The 22,713-nt window shown below is 43.0% G+C and carries 18 protein-coding genes; 12 read left to right on the top strand and 6 right to left on the bottom strand.

Annotated elements, in window-relative coordinates:
- The first annotated feature begins 2 nt into the window (after positions 1–2).
- The 10 genes from malQ to rluF all read left to right on the top strand — a co-directional run bounded on the left by malQ (position 3) and on the right by rluF (position 16,293).
- The gene (gene malQ / locus GSF04_RS00660; RefSeq protein ID WP_211857076.1) at positions 3–1,982 is read left to right on the top strand and encodes a 4-alpha-glucanotransferase; all 1,980 of its coding nucleotides are present in this window, start codon (positions 3–5) and stop codon (positions 1,980–1,982) included.
- Positions 1,983–4,223 carry a 1,4-alpha-glucan branching protein GlgB gene (gene glgB, locus GSF04_RS00655; protein WP_211857074.1) on the top strand — a complete coding sequence of 747 codons (2,241 nt, stop codon included), beginning with the start codon at positions 1,983–1,985 and terminating at the stop codon, positions 4,221–4,223. It begins immediately after the preceding gene.
- The gene (gene glgX, locus GSF04_RS00650) at positions 4,217–6,268 is read left to right on the top strand and encodes a glycogen debranching protein GlgX (RefSeq protein WP_211857073.1); all 2,052 of its coding nucleotides are present in this window, start codon (positions 4,217–4,219) and stop codon (positions 6,266–6,268) included. The genes glgB and glgX overlap by 7 nt, the downstream gene beginning before the upstream one ends.
- Positions 6,261–8,744 carry a glycogen/starch/alpha-glucan phosphorylase gene (locus tag GSF04_RS00645; protein WP_211857072.1) on the top strand — a complete coding sequence of 828 codons (2,484 nt, stop codon included), beginning with the start codon at positions 6,261–6,263 and terminating at the stop codon, positions 8,742–8,744. The genes glgX and GSF04_RS00645 overlap by 8 nt, the downstream gene beginning before the upstream one ends.
- A 32-nt stretch (positions 8,745–8,776) precedes the next feature.
- On the top strand, positions 8,777–10,051 hold the full coding sequence (glgC, locus tag GSF04_RS00640) for a glucose-1-phosphate adenylyltransferase (RefSeq protein ID WP_211857071.1): 1,275 nt from the start codon (positions 8,777–8,779) through the stop codon (positions 10,049–10,051).
- Between the two features lie 16 nt (positions 10,052–10,067).
- Complete coding sequence (locus GSF04_RS00635; protein WP_211857070.1) at positions 10,068–11,603, top strand: glycogen/starch synthase; 1,536 nt, start codon at positions 10,068–10,070, stop codon at positions 11,601–11,603.
- A gap of 257 nt (positions 11,604–11,860) precedes the next feature.
- On the top strand, positions 11,861–13,078 hold the full coding sequence (locus tag GSF04_RS00630; RefSeq protein WP_010605397.1) for an HDOD domain-containing protein: 1,218 nt from the start codon (positions 11,861–11,863) through the stop codon (positions 13,076–13,078).
- A complete protein-coding gene (locus GSF04_RS00625) occupies positions 13,078–14,175 on the top strand; it encodes a DUF418 domain-containing protein (RefSeq protein ID WP_249122350.1) in 1,098 nt (365 codons plus the stop codon). The genes GSF04_RS00630 and GSF04_RS00625 overlap by 1 nt, the downstream gene beginning before the upstream one ends.
- A complete protein-coding gene (locus GSF04_RS00620) occupies positions 14,168–15,241 on the top strand; it encodes an ABC transporter substrate-binding protein (protein WP_211857069.1) in 1,074 nt (357 codons plus the stop codon). The genes GSF04_RS00625 and GSF04_RS00620 overlap by 8 nt, the downstream gene beginning before the upstream one ends.
- Positions 15,242–15,306: 65 nt before the next feature.
- Positions 15,307–16,293, top strand: coding sequence for a 23S rRNA pseudouridine(2604) synthase RluF (gene rluF, locus GSF04_RS00615; RefSeq protein ID WP_211857068.1), 987 nt, complete (start codon positions 15,307–15,309; stop codon positions 16,291–16,293).
- A 125-nt stretch (positions 16,294–16,418) separates the two neighbouring features.
- Here rluF and minE read toward each other — a convergent pair whose 3' ends face one another.
- The 3 genes from minE to minC are packed head-to-tail and all read right to left on the bottom strand — an operon-like array spanning position 16,419 to position 18,200.
- Complete coding sequence (minE, locus tag GSF04_RS00610) at positions 16,419–16,679, bottom strand: cell division topological specificity factor MinE (RefSeq protein ID WP_010372964.1); 261 nt, start codon at positions 16,677–16,679, stop codon at positions 16,419–16,421.
- 1 nt (position 16,680) lies between these two features.
- The gene (gene minD / locus GSF04_RS00605; RefSeq protein ID WP_010372960.1) at positions 16,681–17,490 is read right to left on the bottom strand and encodes a septum site-determining protein MinD; all 810 of its coding nucleotides are present in this window, start codon (positions 17,488–17,490) and stop codon (positions 16,681–16,683) included.
- A 5-nt stretch (positions 17,491–17,495) separates the two neighbouring features.
- Positions 17,496–18,200 carry a septum site-determining protein MinC gene (gene minC / locus GSF04_RS00600; RefSeq protein ID WP_211857066.1) on the bottom strand — a complete coding sequence of 235 codons (705 nt, stop codon included), beginning with the start codon at positions 18,198–18,200 and terminating at the stop codon, positions 17,496–17,498.
- Between the two features lie 135 nt (positions 18,201–18,335).
- Here minC and GSF04_RS00595 point away from each other — a divergent pair, with 135 nt between their 5' ends.
- Both GSF04_RS00595 and GSF04_RS00590 read left to right on the top strand, forming a co-directional pair.
- A complete protein-coding gene (locus GSF04_RS00595; protein ID WP_010372955.1) occupies positions 18,336–18,617 on the top strand; it encodes a YcgL domain-containing protein in 282 nt (93 codons plus the stop codon).
- A complete protein-coding gene (locus GSF04_RS00590) occupies positions 18,614–19,630 on the top strand; it encodes a lytic murein transglycosylase (RefSeq protein ID WP_211857064.1) in 1,017 nt (338 codons plus the stop codon). The genes GSF04_RS00595 and GSF04_RS00590 overlap by 4 nt, the downstream gene beginning before the upstream one ends.
- A 173-nt stretch (positions 19,631–19,803) precedes the next feature.
- On the opposite strand, the gene GSF04_RS00585 is transcribed toward GSF04_RS00590, so the two are convergent.
- From GSF04_RS00585 to GSF04_RS00575, 3 genes are read right to left on the bottom strand one after another with little or no spacing between them, the layout of a single operon-like run.
- On the bottom strand, positions 19,804–20,802 hold the full coding sequence (locus GSF04_RS00585) for a cytochrome d ubiquinol oxidase subunit II (protein ID WP_211857062.1): 999 nt from the start codon (positions 20,800–20,802) through the stop codon (positions 19,804–19,806).
- Positions 20,795–22,141: a cytochrome ubiquinol oxidase subunit I gene (locus GSF04_RS00580; RefSeq protein WP_039495168.1), complete on the bottom strand. Its 1,347-nt coding sequence runs from the start codon at positions 22,139–22,141 to the stop codon at positions 20,795–20,797. The genes GSF04_RS00585 and GSF04_RS00580 overlap by 8 nt, the downstream gene beginning before the upstream one ends.
- 15 nt (positions 22,142–22,156) lie before the next feature.
- Positions 22,157–22,702, bottom strand: a complete 546-nt coding sequence (locus tag GSF04_RS00575) for a MarR family transcriptional regulator (protein ID WP_010605404.1) — start codon at positions 22,700–22,702, stop codon at positions 22,157–22,159.
- Between the last annotated feature and the right edge of the window lie 11 nt (positions 22,703–22,713).

The following is a 22,713-nucleotide window of genomic DNA, read 5'->3' as shown; positions in this document are numbered from 1 at the left end:
AAATGGACAACATTGCCCAGCTTCTTTATCTCTATGGTATTGGTTATGAGTACCATAAATACACGGGTGATCATGTGGTATTTGATCACCAAACTCGCCTACAGGCATTGCAGGAGTGCGGTGTTGATGTCAGCAATCTAGATGAAATAAATACACTCAATTTTGAGCTGGATATTGCTAAGTGGTTAACGCCAGTTGAAGCCATTACTTTGGTTTGCAAGGAGACGCCAACTATTACGATAAGAGTGGATGCCGGCCTGCAAATTAACGAATTAATTGTGTCGATCCCCGCATTGGGTTATTGCTGTGTTTGCGATCCAAACAAGCAAGTAGCGATTGGGGATTACCGCTATCAAGATACACGTTATGTTCAACTTGAAGTGCCAATAAACGCGATTGAAGTGGGTTATCATAGCGCTGAGGTAATGTTAAATGGTGCGCGGTTTGAGACAGAGCTTTGGGTGACGCCTAGACAGTGCTATGACCCGATTGAACAACATAAAAAGCTCCTTGGGTTGTCTATTCAGCTATATTCGTTAAAGCCTGCTGGCAGCAAGTTAAGTTCAGACTTTTATGAGCTAAAGCAATTAGTTAAAGCTAGCGCAGCTGAAGGGATTGACTACATTTTGCTAAACCCACTGCATTTATTGTTTGTTGATGAGCCAGAAAAAGCGAGCCCGTACAGCCCAAATGACCGCCGCTTATTGCACCCTTTTTACATTTCTATCGAGCTTTTGTGTGAACAATTTGGTTTAGATGTGAGTGTGTTTACCGACTATTTAGACAGCTCAAAGGCTAACTTGAACGCGACATATCTTGATATGACTCGTTGTATGGAAAGTAAGCTTAACGCGTTACGTTTTGCGTGGCAGTTATTGTGTGAACAAACTGGAGCGTGGCGTGTAGACTTTACTCGATTTTGCCAGGCTAAGCAGCAAGAGCTTAAGGCATTTGAGGACGATGACTTCGCTAAATTTTTACAATGGCTTGCGTTTGAACAATTAACGCAATGCCAGTCTTTGGCACTGAATGCCGGTATGGCTGTAGGTTTAATCAATGATTTAGCCGTTGGTTGTGCTGACGGTTCAAGTGAATACAACAGCAATAAAAATTTGTATGCCGAACGTGCTCGCGTGGGCGCGCCTCCAGACCCTTGGGCAGAGCTCGGTCAAAACTGGGGGTTACCAGCGTTAAACCCCGTTAAGTTAAAAGCGCAGCGCTTTGCATTTTTTAAACAGCTGATCCAAGCGAACATCACCGGTGTTGGGGCATTAAGAATTGATCATGTGATGGGCCTAAGAAGGTTGTGGTGGTGCTTTTATCAAGATCAGCAGCAAACAGGTTGCTATGTATATTATCCATTTGAGTACCTTTTAGCGATCCTCAAAATTGAGTCTGTCAAACATCAAGTAATGATCATTGGTGAAGACTTAGGGGTTGTTCCAATCGAAATCAAAGAAGCAATGTCTGAGTCTCATATATACAGCAATATTCTTTTTTACTTCGAGAAGGATTATCACGGTCAGTTTTTAGCACCTACGCACTATAAGCACAATGCGTTACTCATGGTTGCTAACCATGACGTCCCGCCATTTTTTGGCTGGTGGAGCCATGATGACCTTAGGTTGAAACGTGAATATCAGTTATTGAGCGAACCCCAGCTAACAAAAGCGGATGAAGAGCGAACATCCGAGCGAGAGAAGCTTTGTCATTGGCTTAGTCGCTATGGTGAAGTGAGTGTCACCCTTGCGAGCGAAGCCCGTGATGTGTATCAGTTGCTTATCAATGTGCTCGCCAAGTCGCCTGCAAAAATGCTGACAATTCAGTTTGATGACCTCGACGAACAGAAGTTACCAGTGAATATTCCTGGTACTGACCAAGAGTATCCAAACTGGAGAAGGCGACTTAATCAGACATCAGCGGAAATTATTGCAAGTTCTCGGCCGCTGATCCGAGATGCGGTAACCAGCAGGAAAGAATAGATGAATACAAGAGCAAAAATAGAAGACGCCCAAGTAGATGACTACATCAGTCAATTAGCCGCTTTGGAAGCCGGTAAGTGTCGCGACCCATTTGCCTTTTTAGGGCTACACCAGCTAGATGCGAAGCGCTCAGTCGTGCGCTGTTTTATTCCTGGTGCGACAGAAGTTAAGGTGCTTACCAACAATAGCAGTTATGCGCTTGAACGGTTTCGCAAAAGTGCGCTATTCACATTAGATTTTAAAGCGGATGACATCAGCAAAGATTACCAGCTTGAAGTGCACTACCCAGAGCAAACCGTCACTGCGAGGGATGTATATAGTTTTGATAGTTGCTTGGCTGATGATGCCTTGTACTTATTTAATGAAGGAACACAAGCTCAAGCTTATTTGCATTTAGGTGCACATCAAGTAGAGATAGAGGGAGTAATAGGGTTTCGATTTGGTGTTTGGGCGCCAAATGCGTTGTCTGTTTCTGTGATAGGTGAGTTTAACCATTGGCAGGCCGTGCAGCATCCAATGCGATTACATCCAGCCAGTGGTGTATGGGAGCTTTTTATTCCGGATTTGGAGGTTGACTGCTGCTATAAATTTGCAATTACTACATTTGAGGGGGAGCGCATAGAAAAGGCCGACCCCTTTGCATTTAAAATGGAACAAGCACCGGGCACGGCGAGTATAACTCAGGCTCGACCAGCCGCTTTCACATTGAGCCAAGCAGATCATGATAAAAAGGCGCTGCGTAATAAAATCAATGCACCCATTAGTATTTATGAGGTGCATTTGGGCTCTTGGAAACGCCGAGAGGAAGAAGGTAATCGCTATCTTACGTATCGAGAGTTAGCGGACGACCTTATCCCCTATGTAAAGGCTCTGGGGTTTACCCATTTGCAACTGATGCCTATCAGTGAATATCCTTTTGATGGCTCCTGGGGTTACCAACCGGTGGGATTATTCTCGCCAACCAGTCGCTTTGGTGGCGTGGAGGATTTTGCTTACTTCGTTGAGTGCTGTCATCGTGAAGAGCTCGGATTACTTATCGACTGGGTACCGGGACATTTCCCATCAGATCCTCATGGTTTACATAAATTTGATGGCACACACCTATTCGAACATGCTGATAAGCGGCAAGGATTTCACCCAGATTGGAACACCTATATTTTTAACTACGACCGCGCTGAAGTAAAAAGCTTTTTGCTGTCGAATGCGATGTATTGGATAAAAGAATACGCCATCGATGGCTTAAGAGTGGATGCTGTGGCATCGATGCTTTATTTGGATTACAGCCGTAAACAAGGGGAATGGGTGCCAAATCAATATGGCGGCCGTGAAAACCTAGGTGCAATAGAATGCCTCAAATCAGTCAATACCCAATGTTATGGTGTTGATGAAGGTATTATGATGGTCGCTGAAGAATCTACAGCTTGGCCCGGTGTTACCCGCAGTGTTGAACACGATGGTTTGGGTTTTGGTTATAAGTGGAATATGGGGTGGATGAATGACACGCTAAACTATATGTCCAAAGACCCAATTCATCGCAAGTACCATCACCATGAAATGACCTTTTCGATGGTGTATGCCTATTCTGAAAATTACATCTTGCCATTAAGTCACGATGAAGTGGTACATGGCAAAGGTGCGCTACTGAGCAAAATGCCAGGAGACGATTGGCAGCAATTCGCTAATTTACGTGCCTACTATGGCTTTATGTTTGCTCACCCAGGTAAAAAGTTGCTGTTCATGGGCGCTGAACTTGCCCCCCGAGAGGAGTGGGATCATAACCAACAACTCAACTGGAAGTTGCTTGAAAGTGAAGCGCACCAAGGCGTGTATAAGTGTGTCAAAGCGCTCAATACGACCTATAAATCAACGCCGCAACTATTCGAGTGCGATAACAAATCAACAGGATTTAATTGGATTGATGGGGGGAACGCTGAGCAAAGCATATTTAGCTTTGTACGCTACGGACGAGATGGTGTCACACCGCTGGTGGTGATCGCAAACTTTACGCCACAAACCCATTTTCAATTCCGCTTAGGCGTGCCGTCAGCGGGTGTGTATCAAGTTATCTTAAACACGGATGACAAAGCGTTTTGGGGGAGCGGCATTGGAGTCGTTGCACATAAACAACAACTCATTGAATCGAAAAACATAGCAAGCCATGGCTTTGAGCAAAGTATCGATATAACCGTTCCGCCTTTGGCAACCGTGTATTTGCAGCTGATCTCTGGTGGCACATGCTAACCAGTTATCGCGGCGATCATCAATTATTGGGTGCAACGGCCAGTGATAAAGGCGTTAACTTTTGTGTTTATGCACCGAAAGCAAAACGCGTAACCCTGTGCCTGTTCGACAAAAGCGGCCATAGCGAAGTGAATCGGATAGGGATGTTTCGGCATGAGGGCGGGAATTGGTCACTGTTTATCGAGGGAGCACAAGTCGGAGACTTATATGGCTATCGTGTAGACGGAGAGTATAGCGCGGAAAAAGGGCTGCTTTTCAATGCCAATAAGTTACTCTTAGACCCATATTGCCGCGACTTTTTTGGTGAGTTTACTTGGAGTGAACGACATTTTTGCCATTTGCCAGTAGGCCATATAAACCCATCTGATAACGCCTGTGATATGCCAAAGAGTAAAGTGACGGCGATTGAGAAGTATCAAGGGAAGCGACCTAAGACTCCGTGGAGTAAAACGGTGATCTATGAATGTCATGTTAAAGGCGCAACTGTTAGGCATCCAGATATTCCAAGTAAACACCAAGGAAAATATTTAGGGATTGCTGAACAAACCTTTATCGATCACCTCAAGCATATTGGTGTTACTGCGATTGAGCTGCTACCTGTGCATGCGTTTATCAACGAGCAATTTCTTACGACCAAAGGACTAAAAAATTACTGGGGATATAACAGCCTCAACTTTTTTACGCCACACAAAAGTTATCTCGTTAACGACGACATCAACGAATTTAAGGTAATGGTAGAGCGACTCCATCAAGCCGGCATTGAGGTTATTTTGGATGTGGTGTTTAACCATACTGCGGAAGGTGGTTTGGATGGCCCGACAATTAGCTTTAAAGGGTTTGATAACCTGACTTATTACAGCACCTTGCCGAGTAAGCCCAATGTCTACATTAATGACACGGGTTGTGGAAACACAATGAATATCTCGAATCCAGTGGTATTAAGACTTGTCTTGGACAGCTTGCGCTATTGGGTGGAATACATGGGGGTGGATGGTTTTCGCTTTGATTTGGCGACGATCCTTGCTCGTCAAGCCTCGGGATTTTCAAATCAACATGCATTTTTGCAAGCGATCCATCAAGACCCAGTACTTAGCAAAGTAAAACTGATTGCCGAGCCTTGGGATATTGGTCCTGGTGGGTATCAACTTGGGCAATTTCCTTCTCCTTGGCGTGAGTGGAATGATAAATATCGAGATACCGTTAGGCGCTTTTGGCGTGGCGATGAGGGAGTATTGCCAGAGCTTGCGATGCGTATTCATGGCTCCAGTGATCTGTTTGAACATAACTTACGGGGTCCTTTGAACTCCATAAACTTTCTTACCAGTCATGACGGCTTCTCATTGTTTGATTGGACGGCTTACGAGCATAAACACAATGAAGCAAACGGCGAGGCAAATAGAGACGGCCACAGTGAAAACTTTTCATTTAATTGTGGGGTAGAAGGATTCAGTGCCGATCCTCAAATCAATGAATTGCGTCTCAGTATGCAGAAAAATGCATTACTCACTTTGTTTTTATCCAAAGGGATCCCGATGATTTGTGCGGGAACCGAAATGGCACATACGCAAAGTGGCAACAATAATGCTTACTGCCAAGACAACTGCACTAGCTGGCTGGCATGGAAAAACCACCAGCAACACCATACTTTAACTTTTTTTATCCAAGATTTACTTGCCCTTCGAAGGCAATTTGCCGCGTTTTCTCACTCATTTTATGTCCATGACAGTGACAGTCGTTTTGCGGTGAATTGGTTTAATGAACAAGCAAAGCCGTTATCGCCTGAACAATGGCGAGAGCCGAGCCGCAAATGGTTGAGTTACACCATTACTGATCAGCAGTTAGGGCAAAGCTTATTGATAATATTGAACGCCAGTGAAAGTGCATTGCAAATAAAGCTGCCATTTAGTGCATTTTCATCTCATTGGCAGCAAGCAATCACCACCGCGGTTGAGCCGCAAAGACCAGAGTTAGATTCTTATTTACAGGTTCCAGCTAAGTCAGCATGGATATTTACATCAATCAAAGGGGATGAAAAGCATGGCTAATAAAAGTGCGCCAGTATGCGTGGTAAAACATTGGCAAGATGCACCAAAGATAGATGAAAACACCTTGAGTGATGATTTGACTCGTCACTTTTACTACACCTTAGGTCGAGACAAAGTAGGAGAGTCGCGACTGTATTTGTACCATGCATTAGCCTTGACCATTCGTGACCGATTAGTCGCCCGTTGCCGAGCAACCAAAGAGCACATAAAGAGTAAAAAGACGCGTAAAGCAGCTTATCTCTCGCTGGAATTTCTAATGGGTAGAGCACTGTCTAATGCGGTGTTAAATCTAGACTTAGAAGAACAAGTTCAAGCGGCATTACAAGAATACTGTACTGAGCTTGAAGAGGTCGCGCAGGCTGAACATGATGCAGGTCTTGGTAATGGTGGTTTAGGCCGCCTTGCAGCTTGTTTTTTGGATAGCTGTGCTTCATTAGCCCTTCCTGTTGTTGGTTACGGTTTACGTTACGAATTTGGGATGTTTAACCAAACCTGTGAACAGGGTCACCAAGTAGAACAGCCAGATAATTGGCTCCGTGAAGGTCATCCATGGGAGCTTGCCGCACCAGAACAAGCCCGCAGAGTTAAGTTTTTTGGTCATGTTGAAGTACATACTGACAAAAATGGTAGGCAGCATCGTGAGTGGCTTGATACTCAAGATATTCTCGCGGTGCCTTACGATGTTCCTGTGCCTGGATATCGTAATGAGGTGGTAAACACATTAAGACTATGGAAATCAGAGGCAACCGATGAGTTTGACCTCAACGAATTTAACGCTGGTAGTTATTCAGAAGCGGTGGCGAAAAAGAATCTTGCTGAGCAGATAACGATGGTGCTGTACCCCAATGATGCCAGTGAAAATGGTAAAGAACTGAGATTAAGGCAACAGTACTTTTTATCCAGCGCGAGCTTACAAGACGTGATCGCAACGTGGGTTGAGCAATACGGTGATGATTTTAGTGATTTTGCGGATTATCACGTATTCCAACTCAATGATACCCATCCCAGTATTGCCGTAGCTGAACTAATGCGTATTTTATTAGACGATTACGAGCTGGAGTGGGATGCCGCGTGGAAGATAACGACATCAACCATGGCATATACCAACCATACTTTATTGCCTGAAGCATTAGAGCGCTGGTCTGTGAGTTTATTTGAGCGCTTGTTACCAAGGTTGCTAGAAATTATCTATGAGATCAATGCCCGCTTTTTGTCGGAAGTTGCAATGAAATGGCCCGGTGATATCGAAAAGCAGCGCGCGCTGTCACTCATTGAGGAGTCTAGCCATCCTCAAATTCGCATGGCGTATCTTGCGATTGTAGGTAGTTATTCTGTCAATGGTGTTGCTGCACTTCATACCGAGTTATTAAAAGCTGGCTTGTTTAACGATTTCTATCAACTGTGCCCAGAGAAGTTTAATAATAAAACCAACGGTGTGACGCCAAGGCGCTGGTTATCGCATTGTAATCCAGAACTGGCGCGATTGATTAGCGATAAAATTGGCGAAGGGTGGCAAGCTGATTTTTCTAAAATTAGTGAACTACGTCGTTTTTACGATAACCACGCCTTCCAAAAGCAATGGTTAACAGTCAAACAAAACAACAAACAACGTCTAGCTGAGCTAATTGCTCATGAATGTCAGGTAGAGTTTGACCCAACTATGATGTTTGATGTTCAGGTCAAACGTATTCATGAATACAAGCGTCAGTTGCTTAACGTATTGCATGTTATTCATCTTTACGATCGGATCTGTCGTGGCGATGTGGCAGAGCTTGTTCCTCGTTGCGTACTGTTTGGAGGTAAGGCTGCACCCGGTTATTACATGGCGAAGAAGATCATTAAATTAATCAATAATGTTGCCAATGTTATCAACAATGACCCCGCGGCGAGGCCCTATCTTCGAGTGGCTTTCATGCCCAATTACAATGTCTCAAAAATGGAAGTGATTTGTCCTGCAACAGACTTATCAGAGCAAATATCAACTGCTGGAAAAGAAGCCTCTGGCACAGGCAATATGAAGTTTATGATGAATGGCGCGATCACCATAGGTACCTTAGATGGTGCAAATATTGAAATACGAGAATGCGTTGGTGCAGACAACTTTTACTTATTTGGTGTAACTGCTGAACAAGCACAGCAAGTGCGCCAAAATTATCAGCCCCTTAAGATAATAGAAAGCAACAATGACCTTAAACGTGTTATGGCTTTGCTCGAAAGTGGGCACTTTAACCTATTTGAGCCTAATATCTTTGATGACGTAATTAACTCAATTAAGAGTAGTACCGATCCTTGGTTAGTGGCACAAGATTTTCCTTCCTATGTTGAGAGCCAAGAGCATGCGGCTCAAGCATACAAAGACAAGGAACATTGGCTGCGCATGAGTATTCTCAATACCGCAGCAAGTGGAAAATTTTCTAGCGATAGAACAATTCAAGATTACAGCGATGATATTTGGCGCTTGAGCCCAATGCAGTAGTCACCGCAAAAAAGTTATGGAGAGAAGAAATAATGCCTAATTATGCGAATCGTTATATTAGTACCCTCACTCGAGAAACATATGCTTTAATACTTGCGGGTGGAAGAGGTTCGCGCCTTCACGAGCTCACCAATTGGCGAGCGAAACCCGCTGTTTATTTTGGCGGCAAACATCGAATTATCGATTTTCCACTGTCTAACTGCATTAACTCAGGGATCCGTCGGGTTGGCATTGCCACGCAGTATAAGTCGCACTCCCTTATTCGTCATGTTAATCGCGCATGGGGACACTTTAAAAAGGAGCTGGGAGAATCTGTAGAGATATTGCCAGCATCACAGCGATATGGTGATGAATGGTACTGCGGCACAGCAGATGCAGTTTTCCAGAATATGGATATTATTCGTCATGAGCTTCCCAAATACGTTATGATCCTATCGGGTGATCATGTCTACAGAATGGATTACGGTGGCTTGCTTGCAAAGCACGTTGAGACAGGTGCAGATATGACCGTATGTTGTATTGAAGTGCCCTGTGGAGAGGCTGCAAAAACGTTTGGTGTAATGACGGTAGATGAAAGCAACCGGGTGCGTCGCTTTGATGAAAAACCGGTAGATCCGACGTCAATCCCTGGAAAGCCAGGTGTATGTTTGGCGTCTATGGGGAACTATGTGTTTAACACTGAGTTTTTATTCGAGCAGTTGAAAAAGGATGCGGAACGAGAAGGGTCTGGCCGTGACTTTGGTCATGATATTATCCCATCCATCATAGAAGAGCATAATGTGTATGCGTATCCATTTTGCGACCCATCACATGAAGGGCAGCCATATTGGCGAGATGTAGGGACGCTTGATTCATTCTGGGAAGCAAATATGGAGTTGGTTTCTCCTGAACCACAACTTGATCTCTATGATCCTCATTGGCCAATTTGGACTTATCAGGAACAGTTACCACCAGCTAAATTTATATTTGATGATGATGATAGACGCGGTATGGCCGTAGACTCAACGGTTTCTGGTGGCTGTATTATTTCTGGCTCTAAGGTTAAGCGTTCATTGCTGTTTTCCAATGTGCATGTTCACTCGTATTGTGAAATTGAAGGAGCCGTTGTGTTGCCTGGTGCCAAAATCGGGCGTAACTGCAAAATCAAAAACGCAATCATTGACCGCAGTTGTCAAATACCAGAGGGGATGACAATTGGTTACGATACTGACTTAGACAAAGAGAATGGCTTTAGAGTGTCGAATAAGGGGATCGTATTGGTGACCCGAGATATGCTCGCAGAGCTTGCGGAAAAAAATAATAAATGATCCATGTAGAGGTACTATGCATGTAATTTTAGTGGCAGCCGAAAACGATCGGTTGCCAAATTGTAAGGTAGGGGGCGTCGCAGATGTAATACGTGACGTGCCTTATGCATTGGCGCAGCTTGGCATTAAAGTATCGGTGGTGACACCTGATTATGGCCAAGCTGCTTTAAATCGAAACCTAGTCGCTGATATTGCTGTCCCTTTTCGTCAACACCTAGAAACGGCGACTCTTTGGTCTGTTGAAGAAAGCGACAATGTCACTCAGTATGTCATTTCACATTCATTGTTTAGTGAGCATCATGGCGCCATTTACTGTAATGATCCTCACCAGCCCTTCGCCACGGATGCAAATCGATTTGCGTTTTTTAGTGCGGCAGTTGCTGAACTTATTGAACATGAGTTGATAGCAGAGATAGATGTTGTACACCTACATGACTGGCATGCTGCTGTCGTTGCGGTACTTCGTCAGTTTAGTCCAAGATTCAAACGCTTAAAGGCGCTGAGGACAGTCTATACTGTGCATAACCTTGCGCTTCAAGGGATCCGGCCTTTTAATCAAGACTTTTCCAGCCTTGAGTCTTGGTTTCCGACACTCACCTATGATGGACTCAGTATTTGCGATCCTAAATATCCTCACTGCTTTAATCCGATGCGAGCGGCTATTAACCTGTCAGACAAAGTGCATGTTGTTTCTCCTAATTACGCCAAAGAGGTAATGATCCCAAGTCATCCGGAGCTTGGTTTTTTTGGTGGCGAAGGGTTAGAGAGCGACATGCAGCATGCTTCTTATGAGGGACGGTTAGCAGGTATTTTAAACGGTTGTGTGTATGATGAGTCAGGTGACGAAGAGAATCTAACTCTTGCTGACTATTTGGCGCTTGCTGAGCAGCATGTGTTTCAATGGATGGCGAAGTCTAGCCAAGTATTATCCCGGTTTTACATTGCCCACCAACGCATACTCGCTTGGCGCGGTGAAGCCTTTGGTGGCAAGCTAATTACAAGTGTTGGTCGTCTCACCGATCAAAAAGCACTTATTTTAAGACAGCCTACCCAGTCAGGCATTGTGCTCGATGACATCGCAAAAATAGCCAAGCACCAAGGAGCACGTATTGTGATTGTTGGCTCTGGTGACCCAAGTCTTGAGCAGCTATTTACCGAAGTAATGGCACGCCATAACAATGTCTTGTTTTTAAATGGTTATGGTAAAGCACTCGGCGAACAACTGTACCCGTTAGGTGATTTATTTTTAATGCCAAGCTCCTTTGAACCTTGTGGTATCAGCCAAATGCTTGCGATGCGTGCAGGACAACCTTGTATCGTGCATAAAGTGGGTGGACTATATGATACGGTAAAACACAATGAAACAGGCTATTGCTTTGAAGGAGAAACACTCGCTGAGCAAGGTAGCCAGTTTATTGCGATTTTTGAATTAGCGCTTGCTGATCTGATGAACGATAGCGAAAAATATCAACAACTCAGGCTGCAAGCTCGTATGCAGCGCTTTGACTGGTCTGATGTTGCACAAAAATACTGCGAACAATTATATAGATAGCGAAAATGTAGATAAAAAATTTTCGCATCTGTGTTAAGTATTTAGCAATTGGCTCAGTTGCTAAACAAAAAACTAGGTCAAAGGTATCAAAAGATAGCTTTGGCCTTTCTTTTTTGTCATTTTGCATTATCTTTTAAGCTATTATTTTGATTCTTAATAGCTTAGGTTGATTTTCTTTATCATCATAAAGGGTTAAAATCTAAAAATTGCTAAACCAAAAGTGTGATTGTTCACTTTAGGTACAAAGGAGTTTTTGTTTGAAGGTTTTTGTGGCCCGCCAAGCCATATTTAATCGTAAAAAACAAGTTGTTGCATACGAATTGTTGTTTCGCGATGGTGTAAAAAATAGCTTTCCAAATATTGCAGATGATGCAGCGACAGCCAAGCTGATAATGAATAATCAACTTAACCTCGGCATGCGATATCTCACTTCGGGAAAGAAAGCGCTAATTAATATTGGTCCAGACTCGTTACGTCAGGAGCTGTGTGAGTTTCTCCCAGCAAATGATGTGATCTTGGAGCTATTGGAGACTATTCCGCCAACAAAACAAAATTATGAGCGGATAAGAGGCTTATTTCACAGCAACTTTAGACTCGCGTTGGACGATTTTGAATACTCAAAAGAATGGGAACCTTTCTTAAAGCTCGTTAGGTTGATTAAGTTCGACGTCATGGAAAATCCGCTGGATACTATAGTGCCAGTAATTGACATGATCAAAGAGCGAAAGAACATCAAACTACTAGCGGAAAAAGTCGAAACCGAAGAAGAATTCGAGCAAGCTAAAAAGATGGGGTTTCAGTTCTTTCAAGGCTACTTCTTTGCAAAACCAAAGATGATTGAGCAAAAAGACATTACTATTAATTATGTGATTGTCATGCTCATTTATGAAGAAGCACTTAAACCGAATATGAGTATTACGCGATTAGCCGAATTGTTTGCTCAGGACACTGCGCTTGCGTACAAACTGCTAAGGCTAATTAATTCCGGCGTATTTCCAATCAAAAGTCGTATCGAATCTTTAAAACAAGCCTTGGTATATTTAGGAAACGAGCGTGTAAAAAAGTTTGTAAACTTAATTATGACAGCCCACGTAGCAGAGGGAAAACCGACAGAATTAACACGCCTCTCTATCGTTCGTTCGCGATTTTGTGAGCTTATTGCACAGCAAATTTCGCCAGGACTTGCCAATATGAGCTTTATGACAGGGCTATTTTCTCTGCTTGATGCCATTCTTGACAGGCCAATGGAGCAGGTTGTAAACAAGCTACCTTTTCCTGAGCAGCTTCATGATGCTTTGATAGGTAAACCCAACACGCTATATTATATTTTAAATATCGTTAGAGCCTATGAGTCTGGAAGCTGGTGGACTCTGCAGGATGCGTGCAGTTATCTAAACTACAAAGACGAAAACCTTCCTGATTTTCATGCTGCTGCGATAAACTGGGCTGATATGTATAAAAACCGTGTGTATTGATGAATAGAATTATTGCGATGGATGCGATCCGAGGGTTCGCGCTACTTGGCTTGCTTTCCATGAATATGGTACATATGGCCAATTTTGAGTTGGGCTATGTACCAGCCCAAACAGCCCACAATCTTGATCCGTTCTTCGCAATGGTTAATAGTATTTTCTTTGATGGTCGATTCAGAACCTTATTTGCAATGTTATTTGGAGCGGCATTATGTATTCAGGTAGCAAAGACGAATGATCAGAGCCTTGCAAGGCATCGACTAACATGGCTAATGGTCTTTGGCGTGTTACACGGCGTGTTGATTTGGCCAGGAGATATTTTATTTAATTATGCGTTGAGTGGATTTGTCGCGCTTCGATTTATTAATGCGAGTGACAAAAAGTTAAGTCGCTATGCAATAGGGTTCATTTTAATCCCTTCTATTGCTATCAGCTTATTGCTGTTAATTGATCCAGAACCACAAATAAATAGAACTTCAGAAGTCTACCTCGAGTTTTTGCAGCAAATTCCAGCAAACTACCTAGAACTGCTCACCCTTAATGGTCTCTACTTTATCATTATCAGTTTACTTATCCCGGTTATTACTTTGTGGTATACCGCGGGGTTAATGCTACTCGGTATGCGTTTATATCGAAGTGGAATGTTTGATTTAGAGCGTACTGAACCTGTTCGTAAAATTAACTTGTTTGCCGTGATAGCCATTATTTTGTCATTTGTCGGCTTTGTTCTTGAACGTAAGCTAGGCGTCGAGTTTTTTGAAGGAATAGATTGGATCCTTGCAGTACCCGTTGCGTTGTTTTATGTCGTCGTAATTAAGGCGGCAATGCGAGGTACAAAACATCAACTTTGGAGTCTCCAATGTGTTGGGCGTCTCGCGCTTTCGCTTTATCTTCTCCAGTCAATGGTGTTTGTAAGCTATTTTTACTTTATAAACCCGAGCGCTATCAGCATTTGGGAGCGGGTGGATTATTTCGCGGCATTTGTAATTGCGTCTATAATTCAATTAGCCCTTGCGGTGGTATATTGTAAGCTGTTTAAGCAAGGTCCATTTGAGAAGTTATTGAAGGTACTAGTGCTACGAAGAGCCCGCTATGATTAAAAAAGTACTAATTGGGTTAGTGCTATGGATGGTGTGTTTTAGTGTTGATGCTAAACAGTCTTTAAATGTCTTGTTTGTTAATCCTTCTGTGCCTGGTGAACCATTTTGGCAGCGCGTCCAAGGCATTACAGAAGCGGCAGCGGATCAATTCGATATTAGATTAGATGTGATCTATGGAGAAGGAAACCGAATTATACAGCTCGCTGAGCTTAAAAAATATTTGAGTTATCGTGCTACTCCCGATTATGTCATCCTCATTAATTATCCTGGTGGTGCTGAAGAAAGCCTAAAGCTTTTAGAAAAATATGGGATCAATCATATTACTTTAGAAGAAACGATTTCTGGCCCTGAAAGGCTCGCGATAGGTAATCCAAAAGAACACTATAAGTATTGGCTTGGGGAAGTGCATCATGATAATGACCAAGCTGGTTACGATCTGGCAAAGAAACTATACCAACAAGCTAAAACTAACGGTCATGAGACAATTTATCCTATTGCTATCAATGGTCACTATGGCACAGAGTCAGATATTAGAAGCAACGGTGCAAAGCGCTTTTTTGATGAAGTTGGCGTGGTGGTTCAGCAAACTGTCTACGCTGGGTGGTCAAAAGAGCAAGCGCTTGATAAGACTAAGAAATTGTTGCACCGCTATCCAAAAACAAACCTTATTTGGTGTGCGTCAGATTTGATGGCGATGGGAGCTATCACCGCAGCTGCATCAAGCACTTCACAAATAGTGTTTGGTGGGTTTGATTGGTTGTCGGATACTTTTGAGCTTATTGAACATAATGAGATGCAAGCATCCGTTGGCGGGCACTTTATGATGGGGGCTTGGGCGTTGATTTCGGTGTACGATCATTATTATGGGCATCCCTTTTGGAAGGATAACACTGAACTTGCGTTTGACTTAAGCGTAATCACCAAGGAAAATCTAGCGGACTATTACTGGATAAAGTCAGCGAAAAACTGGCAATCTATTGATTACAAGGCTATGAGTCTTAGAGGAAAGCCTAAAGAGCAGTATCGTTTTTCTCCTGAGCTATTAAGAAAAAGTTTGCAAAAGTAGAAATGCAGTAGTGTAAAGCGACTGAAGCGATTACAATACGGGTTTTTACTCAAAGTGGTTGTATCGTGACAGAGCAAAAGCGCCTCAATAAATACATCAGTGAAACTGGATTCTGCAGTCGTCGAGAAGCTGATGACTTAATCGCCTCAGGCCGTGTCAAAGTAAATGGAATTCTACCAGAAATGGGCACTAAAGTGTCTGATGCTGACACTATCATCATTGATGGTAAGCCTCTGAAAGCAAAGCCAAAGGCTGTATTTATTGCTTATAATAAACCTGTTGGTGTAACTTGTACCACCGAGCGTAAAATCAGAAGTAATATTGTCAGTGCAATAAACTATCCTGAGCGTATTTTCCCAATTGGTCGCTTAGACCGCCCATCCGAAGGATTAATTTTCTTGACCAACCAAGGCGATATGGTCAATAAAATCCTTCGCGCCGGCAATAACCATGAAAAAGAGTATGAGGTTGTGGTCGATAGGCCCATTGATGAACGCTTTGTAAAACGTATGTCCTCAGGTGTTCCAATCCTTGGCACCGTCACAAAGCCTTGTAAAGTTCGTAAAACCGGGGCTAAGTCATTTACCATTGTATTGACCCAAGGCTTAAATCGTCAAATTCGCAGAATGTGTGAATATTTAGGATTTGAAGTAACACACCTTAAACGTATTCGGATAATGAATATCGATCTAACTGGCCTTAGCTCTGGTAAGTGGCGTCACCTTAACGAAAACGAAATGCGAGCGATTAATCACGCCACAGAGTCATCGAGTAAAACGCAAGAGGCATCAGCGGGGGCTGGTGCGGGAAAACAGCATGATAAGCCTAGAAGTGAAGTTAGTGAGGTTGGTCGTCCAAAGCAAGATAGGCGAGCGCATCACAGCAAAGATCGAACAACTGAACTCGACAAGCAAAATAGCGTTAAGCCTAAGCCAAAAACGCGAAATAGTGAACAAAATCACAGTCACAACAAACGTAAGTCAAGCCCAAAGCCCAATGCTAAGCCTGCAAAAAGGGTCAAAGGTACTTTGTCCTTAAATAAGAATAAGTGACCTGAAGTTCGGATAATTAAGCAAAGAGTAGGGCAATGTAAAGCCCCTTGACAGCTTAATTAGAATGGGCAAAACGAAATAAATAAGGGCTATAGAAATAGCCCTTATTACATTTACTCAAACTGTTACTTTTCATCATCAGGTAGAGTAACGTTCAATTCTAATACTGCTAAATCATCCTCGTTTTGTTCAAACTGGACGTTGACGGCATCCGAATCTACTTTCACGTATTTGCGAATAACATCGAGGATATCTTGCTTAAGTTGTGGTAAGTAGTCAGGTGTACCACGCTTTGAGCGTTCGTGCGCAACGATGATTTGCAGTCGCTCTTTCGCTAATGATGCGCTATTTTTTTTCTCAGAACGAAAATAATCTAGTAATGACACCTTACCCTCCAAAGATCCGTTTGAAGATACCTTTCTTCTCAACTTGTAAGAAACGGAAATCAACGACTTCACCTAATAAGCGGTTAATTGCATCGCTATATGCTTGGCCTGCATCAGACTCTTGGTCTAAGATAACCGGTTGCCCTGAGTTAGACGCATTAAGTACTGCTTTTGATTCAGGTATTACACCTAGTAAGTCAATCGCTAGAATTTCTTTAACATCGTCTACCGACAACATTTCACCGCTATCTACACGCTCTGGGTTATAACGTGTAAGCAATAGGTGTTCCTTAACCGGCTCTAGGCCCATTTCAGCGCGCTTCGACTTGCTTTGTAGAATACCTAAAATACGGTCTGAGTCACGAACGGATGAAACTTCAGGGTTAGTTGCTACCACGGCTTCATCAGCGAAGTACAATGCCATCATTGCGCCTGCTTCAATACCCGCTGGTGAGTCGCAAATGATGAAATCAAATTCTTCTTTCATCTCATTTAGCACACGCTCAACCCCTTCTCGAGTGAGGGCGTCTTTATCACGAGTCTGAGAAGCTGGAAGAATATAAAGTTTTTCAACGCGCTTATCTTTAATCAATGCTTGATTTAGATTTGCTTCACCGTTGATAACGTTGACAAAATCATAAACAACGCGACGCTCGCATCCCATGATTAAGTCGAGGTTTCTAAGACCAATATCAAAATCGACAATGGCTGTTTTATAACCCTTTAGCGCTAAGCCAGTACCAATTGCTGCACTTGACGTTGTCTTACCAACACCGCCTTTACCTGAAGTTACGACAATAATTTTTGCCATCTGATTTATCCTTTGACCAAAGCTGTAATTTTTAATGATTCGTCTTGTTGTGTTATTTGAGCAGCTTGACCCCAGTGTTCACCTTGCAGCGAATCACTGATCCAATAACTCCCGTTTATAGACACCAGCTCAGCTTCTAAGCGCTGACAGAATATACTCGTGTCTTCTTGGCCTTGCGCACCTGCGATTGCACGACCACGTAAAGTACCGTAAATGTGCACGTTACCATCGGCGATAACTTCTGCACCATGACTTACAGCACCTAGCACGATCAGATCACGGTCTTTAGCATAAATTTGCTGACCACTACGTACCGTTCCGTTCACAATTTGAGCAGGAAGATAAACTTGTTTTTCTACTACTTCTGCTGCTTGAGATTGTGATGGGGTACTCGGTTGCACATCCCTTGAATAGTTTAGTACAGAAAACCCGGCTTCTTTGGCTAAGTCGTGCTGACTTTGAGTACCGCTACACACACCCACTGGATTGAGCTGTAAATCGACCAGTGTTTGCTTTAACTCTTCGAATTCTACAGTTTGCTCCTGAACATCAGCTAAATTAACCACAATTGGTGCACCTTGAAAAAATTTAGGCGCTTGCGAAATTTTGCTATCAAGATCTTGCCTTAACTTGGTCAGATCTAAAGAAAACAACTGCAGCACAGAGAGTGTAAATAGATTTCCTTTTAGTTCGAATGTTTGATTTGCCATATGTACTCAAATTTCTGTTACAACCGCCGCTAAAGCCTTATCTAGCTGACTTTAGCGCGTAGTAAAACTTTCCACAACTTACTAATAGCATGGTATAGTGACCGCCCATGATTAGCAAGAATTTATAGGCTTATAATGCTCACTGCCATATACAAAAGTCCAAAAAAAGCGGATACCTATCTTTTTGTAACTAAAAGAGATGATTTTTCCAATGTCCCTGCACCGTTAATGGAAACTTTCGGCACTCCTATCTATGTCATGATCATTGACCTTGCGAGAAGAACAAAATTGGGAATTGCTGATCTTGAAACGGTTAAGCAAAAATTAACTGACGATGGGTTTTACTTGCAACTTCCACCGCATACAGAAAGCTTGCTTGATGAATTTAGAAAGCAAAACGGAGTAACAGATTCGTGATAAAAAAAATTTCCCTACTAGTAGCCTCAGTTTGCTTGTCCACATCAGTCTTTGCTAACACTCAAGCGAAGTTTGATGAATACCTCAAAAACTTAAAACAAGAAGCGGTTGACAAGGGCTATACACAACAATTAGTTGATGAGGCTTTTGCAACAGCAGTATTTAAGGAAAAGGTGATTAAGGCTGATAAGTCCCAGCCAGAAATTGTCGAAACACTAGAAACTTATTTACCCAAGCGCGTCCCTGAATGGAAAATCCAACAGGCCCGCAAACTCTACAAAGAACACCAAGAATCTTTAGAAAAAATAGCAAAAGAATATGGCGTACAGGCACGGTTTATTGTTGCCCTATGGGGCCTTGAAAGTAACTTTGGTCGTATTCAAGGTGGCTATCCAGTCATTAGTGCGTTAGTGACGCTTGCTTTTGATGGTCGTCGAGAAGCTTTGTATAAAAGACAGTTGTGGGCTGCGCTGGATATTTTAAGGGATGGTCACATCGGTCTGGGTGATTTCAAAGGATCTTGGGCAGGAGCAATGGGTCAAACTCAGTTTATGCCAACTTCATTTAAGTCTTATGCCGTTGATTATAATAAAGATGGTCGCAAGGACATTTGGACGACGCAAGAGGATGCTTTTGCGTCAATAGCCAATTACCTGAAAAGTGTGGGCTGGAACGATGATCTTACTTGGGGTCGCCAAGTTAAGCTACCTGAAGGCTTTGACAATAGCTACATTTTAAAGCGTGGCACCAAATCACACAAAGAGTGGCTTAGTGAATGGCGTAAGTCTGAGCGTTCATTGCAGGAGTGGCAAGCGCTTGGTCTTCGCAGAATGGACGGCACTGACTTGCCACAAGTGAATATCACAGCCGCTTTAGTGATGCCAGATGACGCCAATGGCCGGATGTACTTGGCTTATGACAATTACAAGGCTTTAATGAATTGGAATAGATCTTATTACTTTGCCTCAAGCGTTGGATATTTATCTGACCGTATAGGCTATCCAAAAATTTAGCCTAGAAAATCTGATTTAGCCCGTTCTAGCAACGGGCTTTTTTATGCATTTTTATTGGTGGATATAGCTTGGTAAACAGAAAGACATATAGCTGAGGCGAGTATTATTCTTAATGCAATAAAAAAGGCAGCGTCCAACTCGCTGCCTTTTGGTTGGGCTAATGTATGCAAGTGTCAATAGTAGGACAAAGGTTGAACCTTGCCCCAAAAGACTCGGTACGAAAATAACGTATATGCAATTAAGGTCGGCACCACAATGACTACGCCATATAATAAGAAAGTAAGAGCCGATGCGTCAGCGACCGCTTCGAAGATGGTTAGCTTGCCCGGAACTACAAATGGGTAAAAGCTATAAACTAAGCCGAAGAAGCAAAGCACAAAGATAAATGCTGAAATCAGGAATGGTAGCCAAGCCCCATTATCTGGTGACTTTGGTAGTTTCTGTAACACAAGTTCTAAAATTACAAAGAGCGACAAGCAAATAATCGGGGCTGGTAATACGACTAAGGCCATCGGGAGGTCAAACCAACGCTCATAGATCCACTCATTAATCGCTGGGTTGATGATAGAAACGAGCAACACCCCAACAAAGGCTACTCTCGCAAATTTTTTGCACCAGCTAATAGCATCTTGTTGCAATTTCCCTTCACATTTCATAATTAGCCATGCTGAACCAATTAAGCCATACGCGCAGACAACGCCAATTCCACTAAAGATTGCAAATGCATGGGCAAGAGGGGTATTTTCAAAGCCTATGACATAAAGCCCCAGCATATACCCTTGCGCAAACGAGGTGAGTAGCGACCCAAATTTAAATACTTTGTCCCACCGCCTTTGGCGTTTAACTCTCGCTTTTGCTCTGAAATCAAAAGCGACACCACGCATAATTAAGCCAAAGAGTAAAAACACTACAGGAATGTAGAGCGCCTGCAAGATCATGCTATGGGCTTGAGGAAATGCGATAAATGCAAGGCCTACAGCTAAAACTAACCACGTTTCATTAGCATCCCAAAATGGACCAATAGAGGCTATCATAGTGTCTGCGGTTTCTTTATCGTCCAGCGGGATCATCATGCCAACGCCAAGGTCGTAACCATCTAATATTGCATAAACAAGCACTGCGAGTGCCATCAAACCGGCATAGATGAGAGATAGATATTCCGGATTAAACACGAGTCACCTCCTCAGCAAATTCCTTCATGTCGTACTCTTCCACTTCTACAGACTTGCTAGCAGTGTGGAACAAAGTGCGAATATAAGCGTACAGTAAGATTGCATATATCGTCAGATAGCCAATGAGTGTAAATAAGACGTTTTCTGAGGCAATTGTTGTGACTGCATCTTCAACTCTTAAGATCCCACTGACGATATAAGGTTGGCGGCCAATTTCTGTGACATACCAGCCTGCGAGGGTAGCCACCCAGCCTGAGAAAGTCATCGCAACAAGCGTTTTCAGTTGCCACTTAGGTAACTCGCCCTTTTTCCATAATGTAAAACGAGTAACAAACGCAACTAAGATCATCAGCATGCCCATCCCAACCATGATTCTAAAACCGAAAAAGACGGGCTTAACAGGTGGGTGTTCACCTTTAAATTCATTAAGCCCTTTAATTTCACCGTTAACGTCGTGGGTAAGAATAAAACTTGCCATGTTAGGAATACCGAGCGCAAAGTCGTTGCGTCTTTCTTCCTCATTCGGAATCGCGAATAATAATAGTGGTGCACCTTTCTCTGTTTCCCAAACCCCTTCCATTGCTGCAATTTTTTGTGGTTGATGTTTTAGCGTATTTAGGCCATGCAAATCGCCAACGAAAGCCTGCAATGGAGTAAGCAGCGCCGCAACTGTTAATGCAACGGTTAGCGCTTTCTTGGGGGCATGTTTTTCATCGTTTTTCAGCATTCGATACGCACTGACACCAGCTATCAAAAATGAAGCCGTCAGCGCACTAGCTAATAACATATGGAAGAAGCGATAACCGAATGAAGGATTGAAAATAACTTCGAACCAGTCCGTGGGATATACGATACCGTCTCTAAGTTCAAAGCCTGTCGGGGTTTGCATCCAACTATTCAAAGACAGGATCCAAAATGCGGAAAGCGTTGTACCTATGGCGACGATAAAAGTGGCTAAAGTATGTATTTTAGGTGGTACGCGCTTCATGCCAAACAACATGATCCCTAAAAATGTTGCTTCCATAAAAAATGCGGTCAATACTTCATAACCGAGCAAGGGACCTGCAATATTGCCGACTTTCTCCATAAAGCCGGGCCAGTTTGTACCAAACTGGAACGACATGGTAATGCCGCTTACGACACCGAGTGCAAAGGTTAATGCAAAAATTTTGACCCAAAAGCGATAAGCTCTTAACCAAACCGGGTGTTCGGTTAGGTCATACTTGAGTTTAAAAAACGCCAGAAACCAAGCTAACGCGATGGTTATCGTGGGAAAGAGAATATGAAAACTAATATTTGCTGCGAATTGTATTCGCGACAACAACAACGTATCAAGCATGACGCACCTCGCACTTTAAGACTTACGTAATAATTTATCCTTTAAATCTATTACTTTACTCACAGAAGAACCGAGCTTCATCAACGATTGCAATTGCTCTGGTGATAGGCGTTGAAGTTCCGCTGACCACTTAGTGACGGTTTCAAGTAGGTCATGAATGGATTGCATTTGCTGCTGTGCATACACTTCTTCAGGTGAGTTGGCGCTATCTAGGATTTGGTCACGAAGTAGAGTGAGTGTTGGGTCGATTTCCCTTTTTCTTCTCTCTTCAAATACGCGGTTAGCGAGATCCCAAATAGAGCCGTTTGGAGAGTAGTATTCTTTACGGTCGCCGGGAATATGATGCACCTTAACTAGTTGCCAAGATTGCAATTCTTTTATTCCCATACTCACGTTACCGCGTGAAATTTTTAACGCATCGGCGATTTCGTTCGCTGTTAATGGTTTTTCATTAATAACCAACAAACCAACCATTTGTCCTATAGTTCTGTTGAAACCCCAACGGCTTCCCATTTCGCCGCAATGAAGTACAAAATTTTCTATTTTTGGTGATAAGTTCATTGTTCTAAACT

This window comes from Pseudoalteromonas sp. A22, from assembly GCF_018141345.1.
GTDB classification, from domain to species: Bacteria; Pseudomonadota; Gammaproteobacteria; order Enterobacterales; family Alteromonadaceae; genus Pseudoalteromonas; species Pseudoalteromonas maricaloris.
The sequence above is the reverse complement of the archived record's forward strand: the minus strand, read 5'-3'. Positions and strand labels throughout refer to the sequence as shown.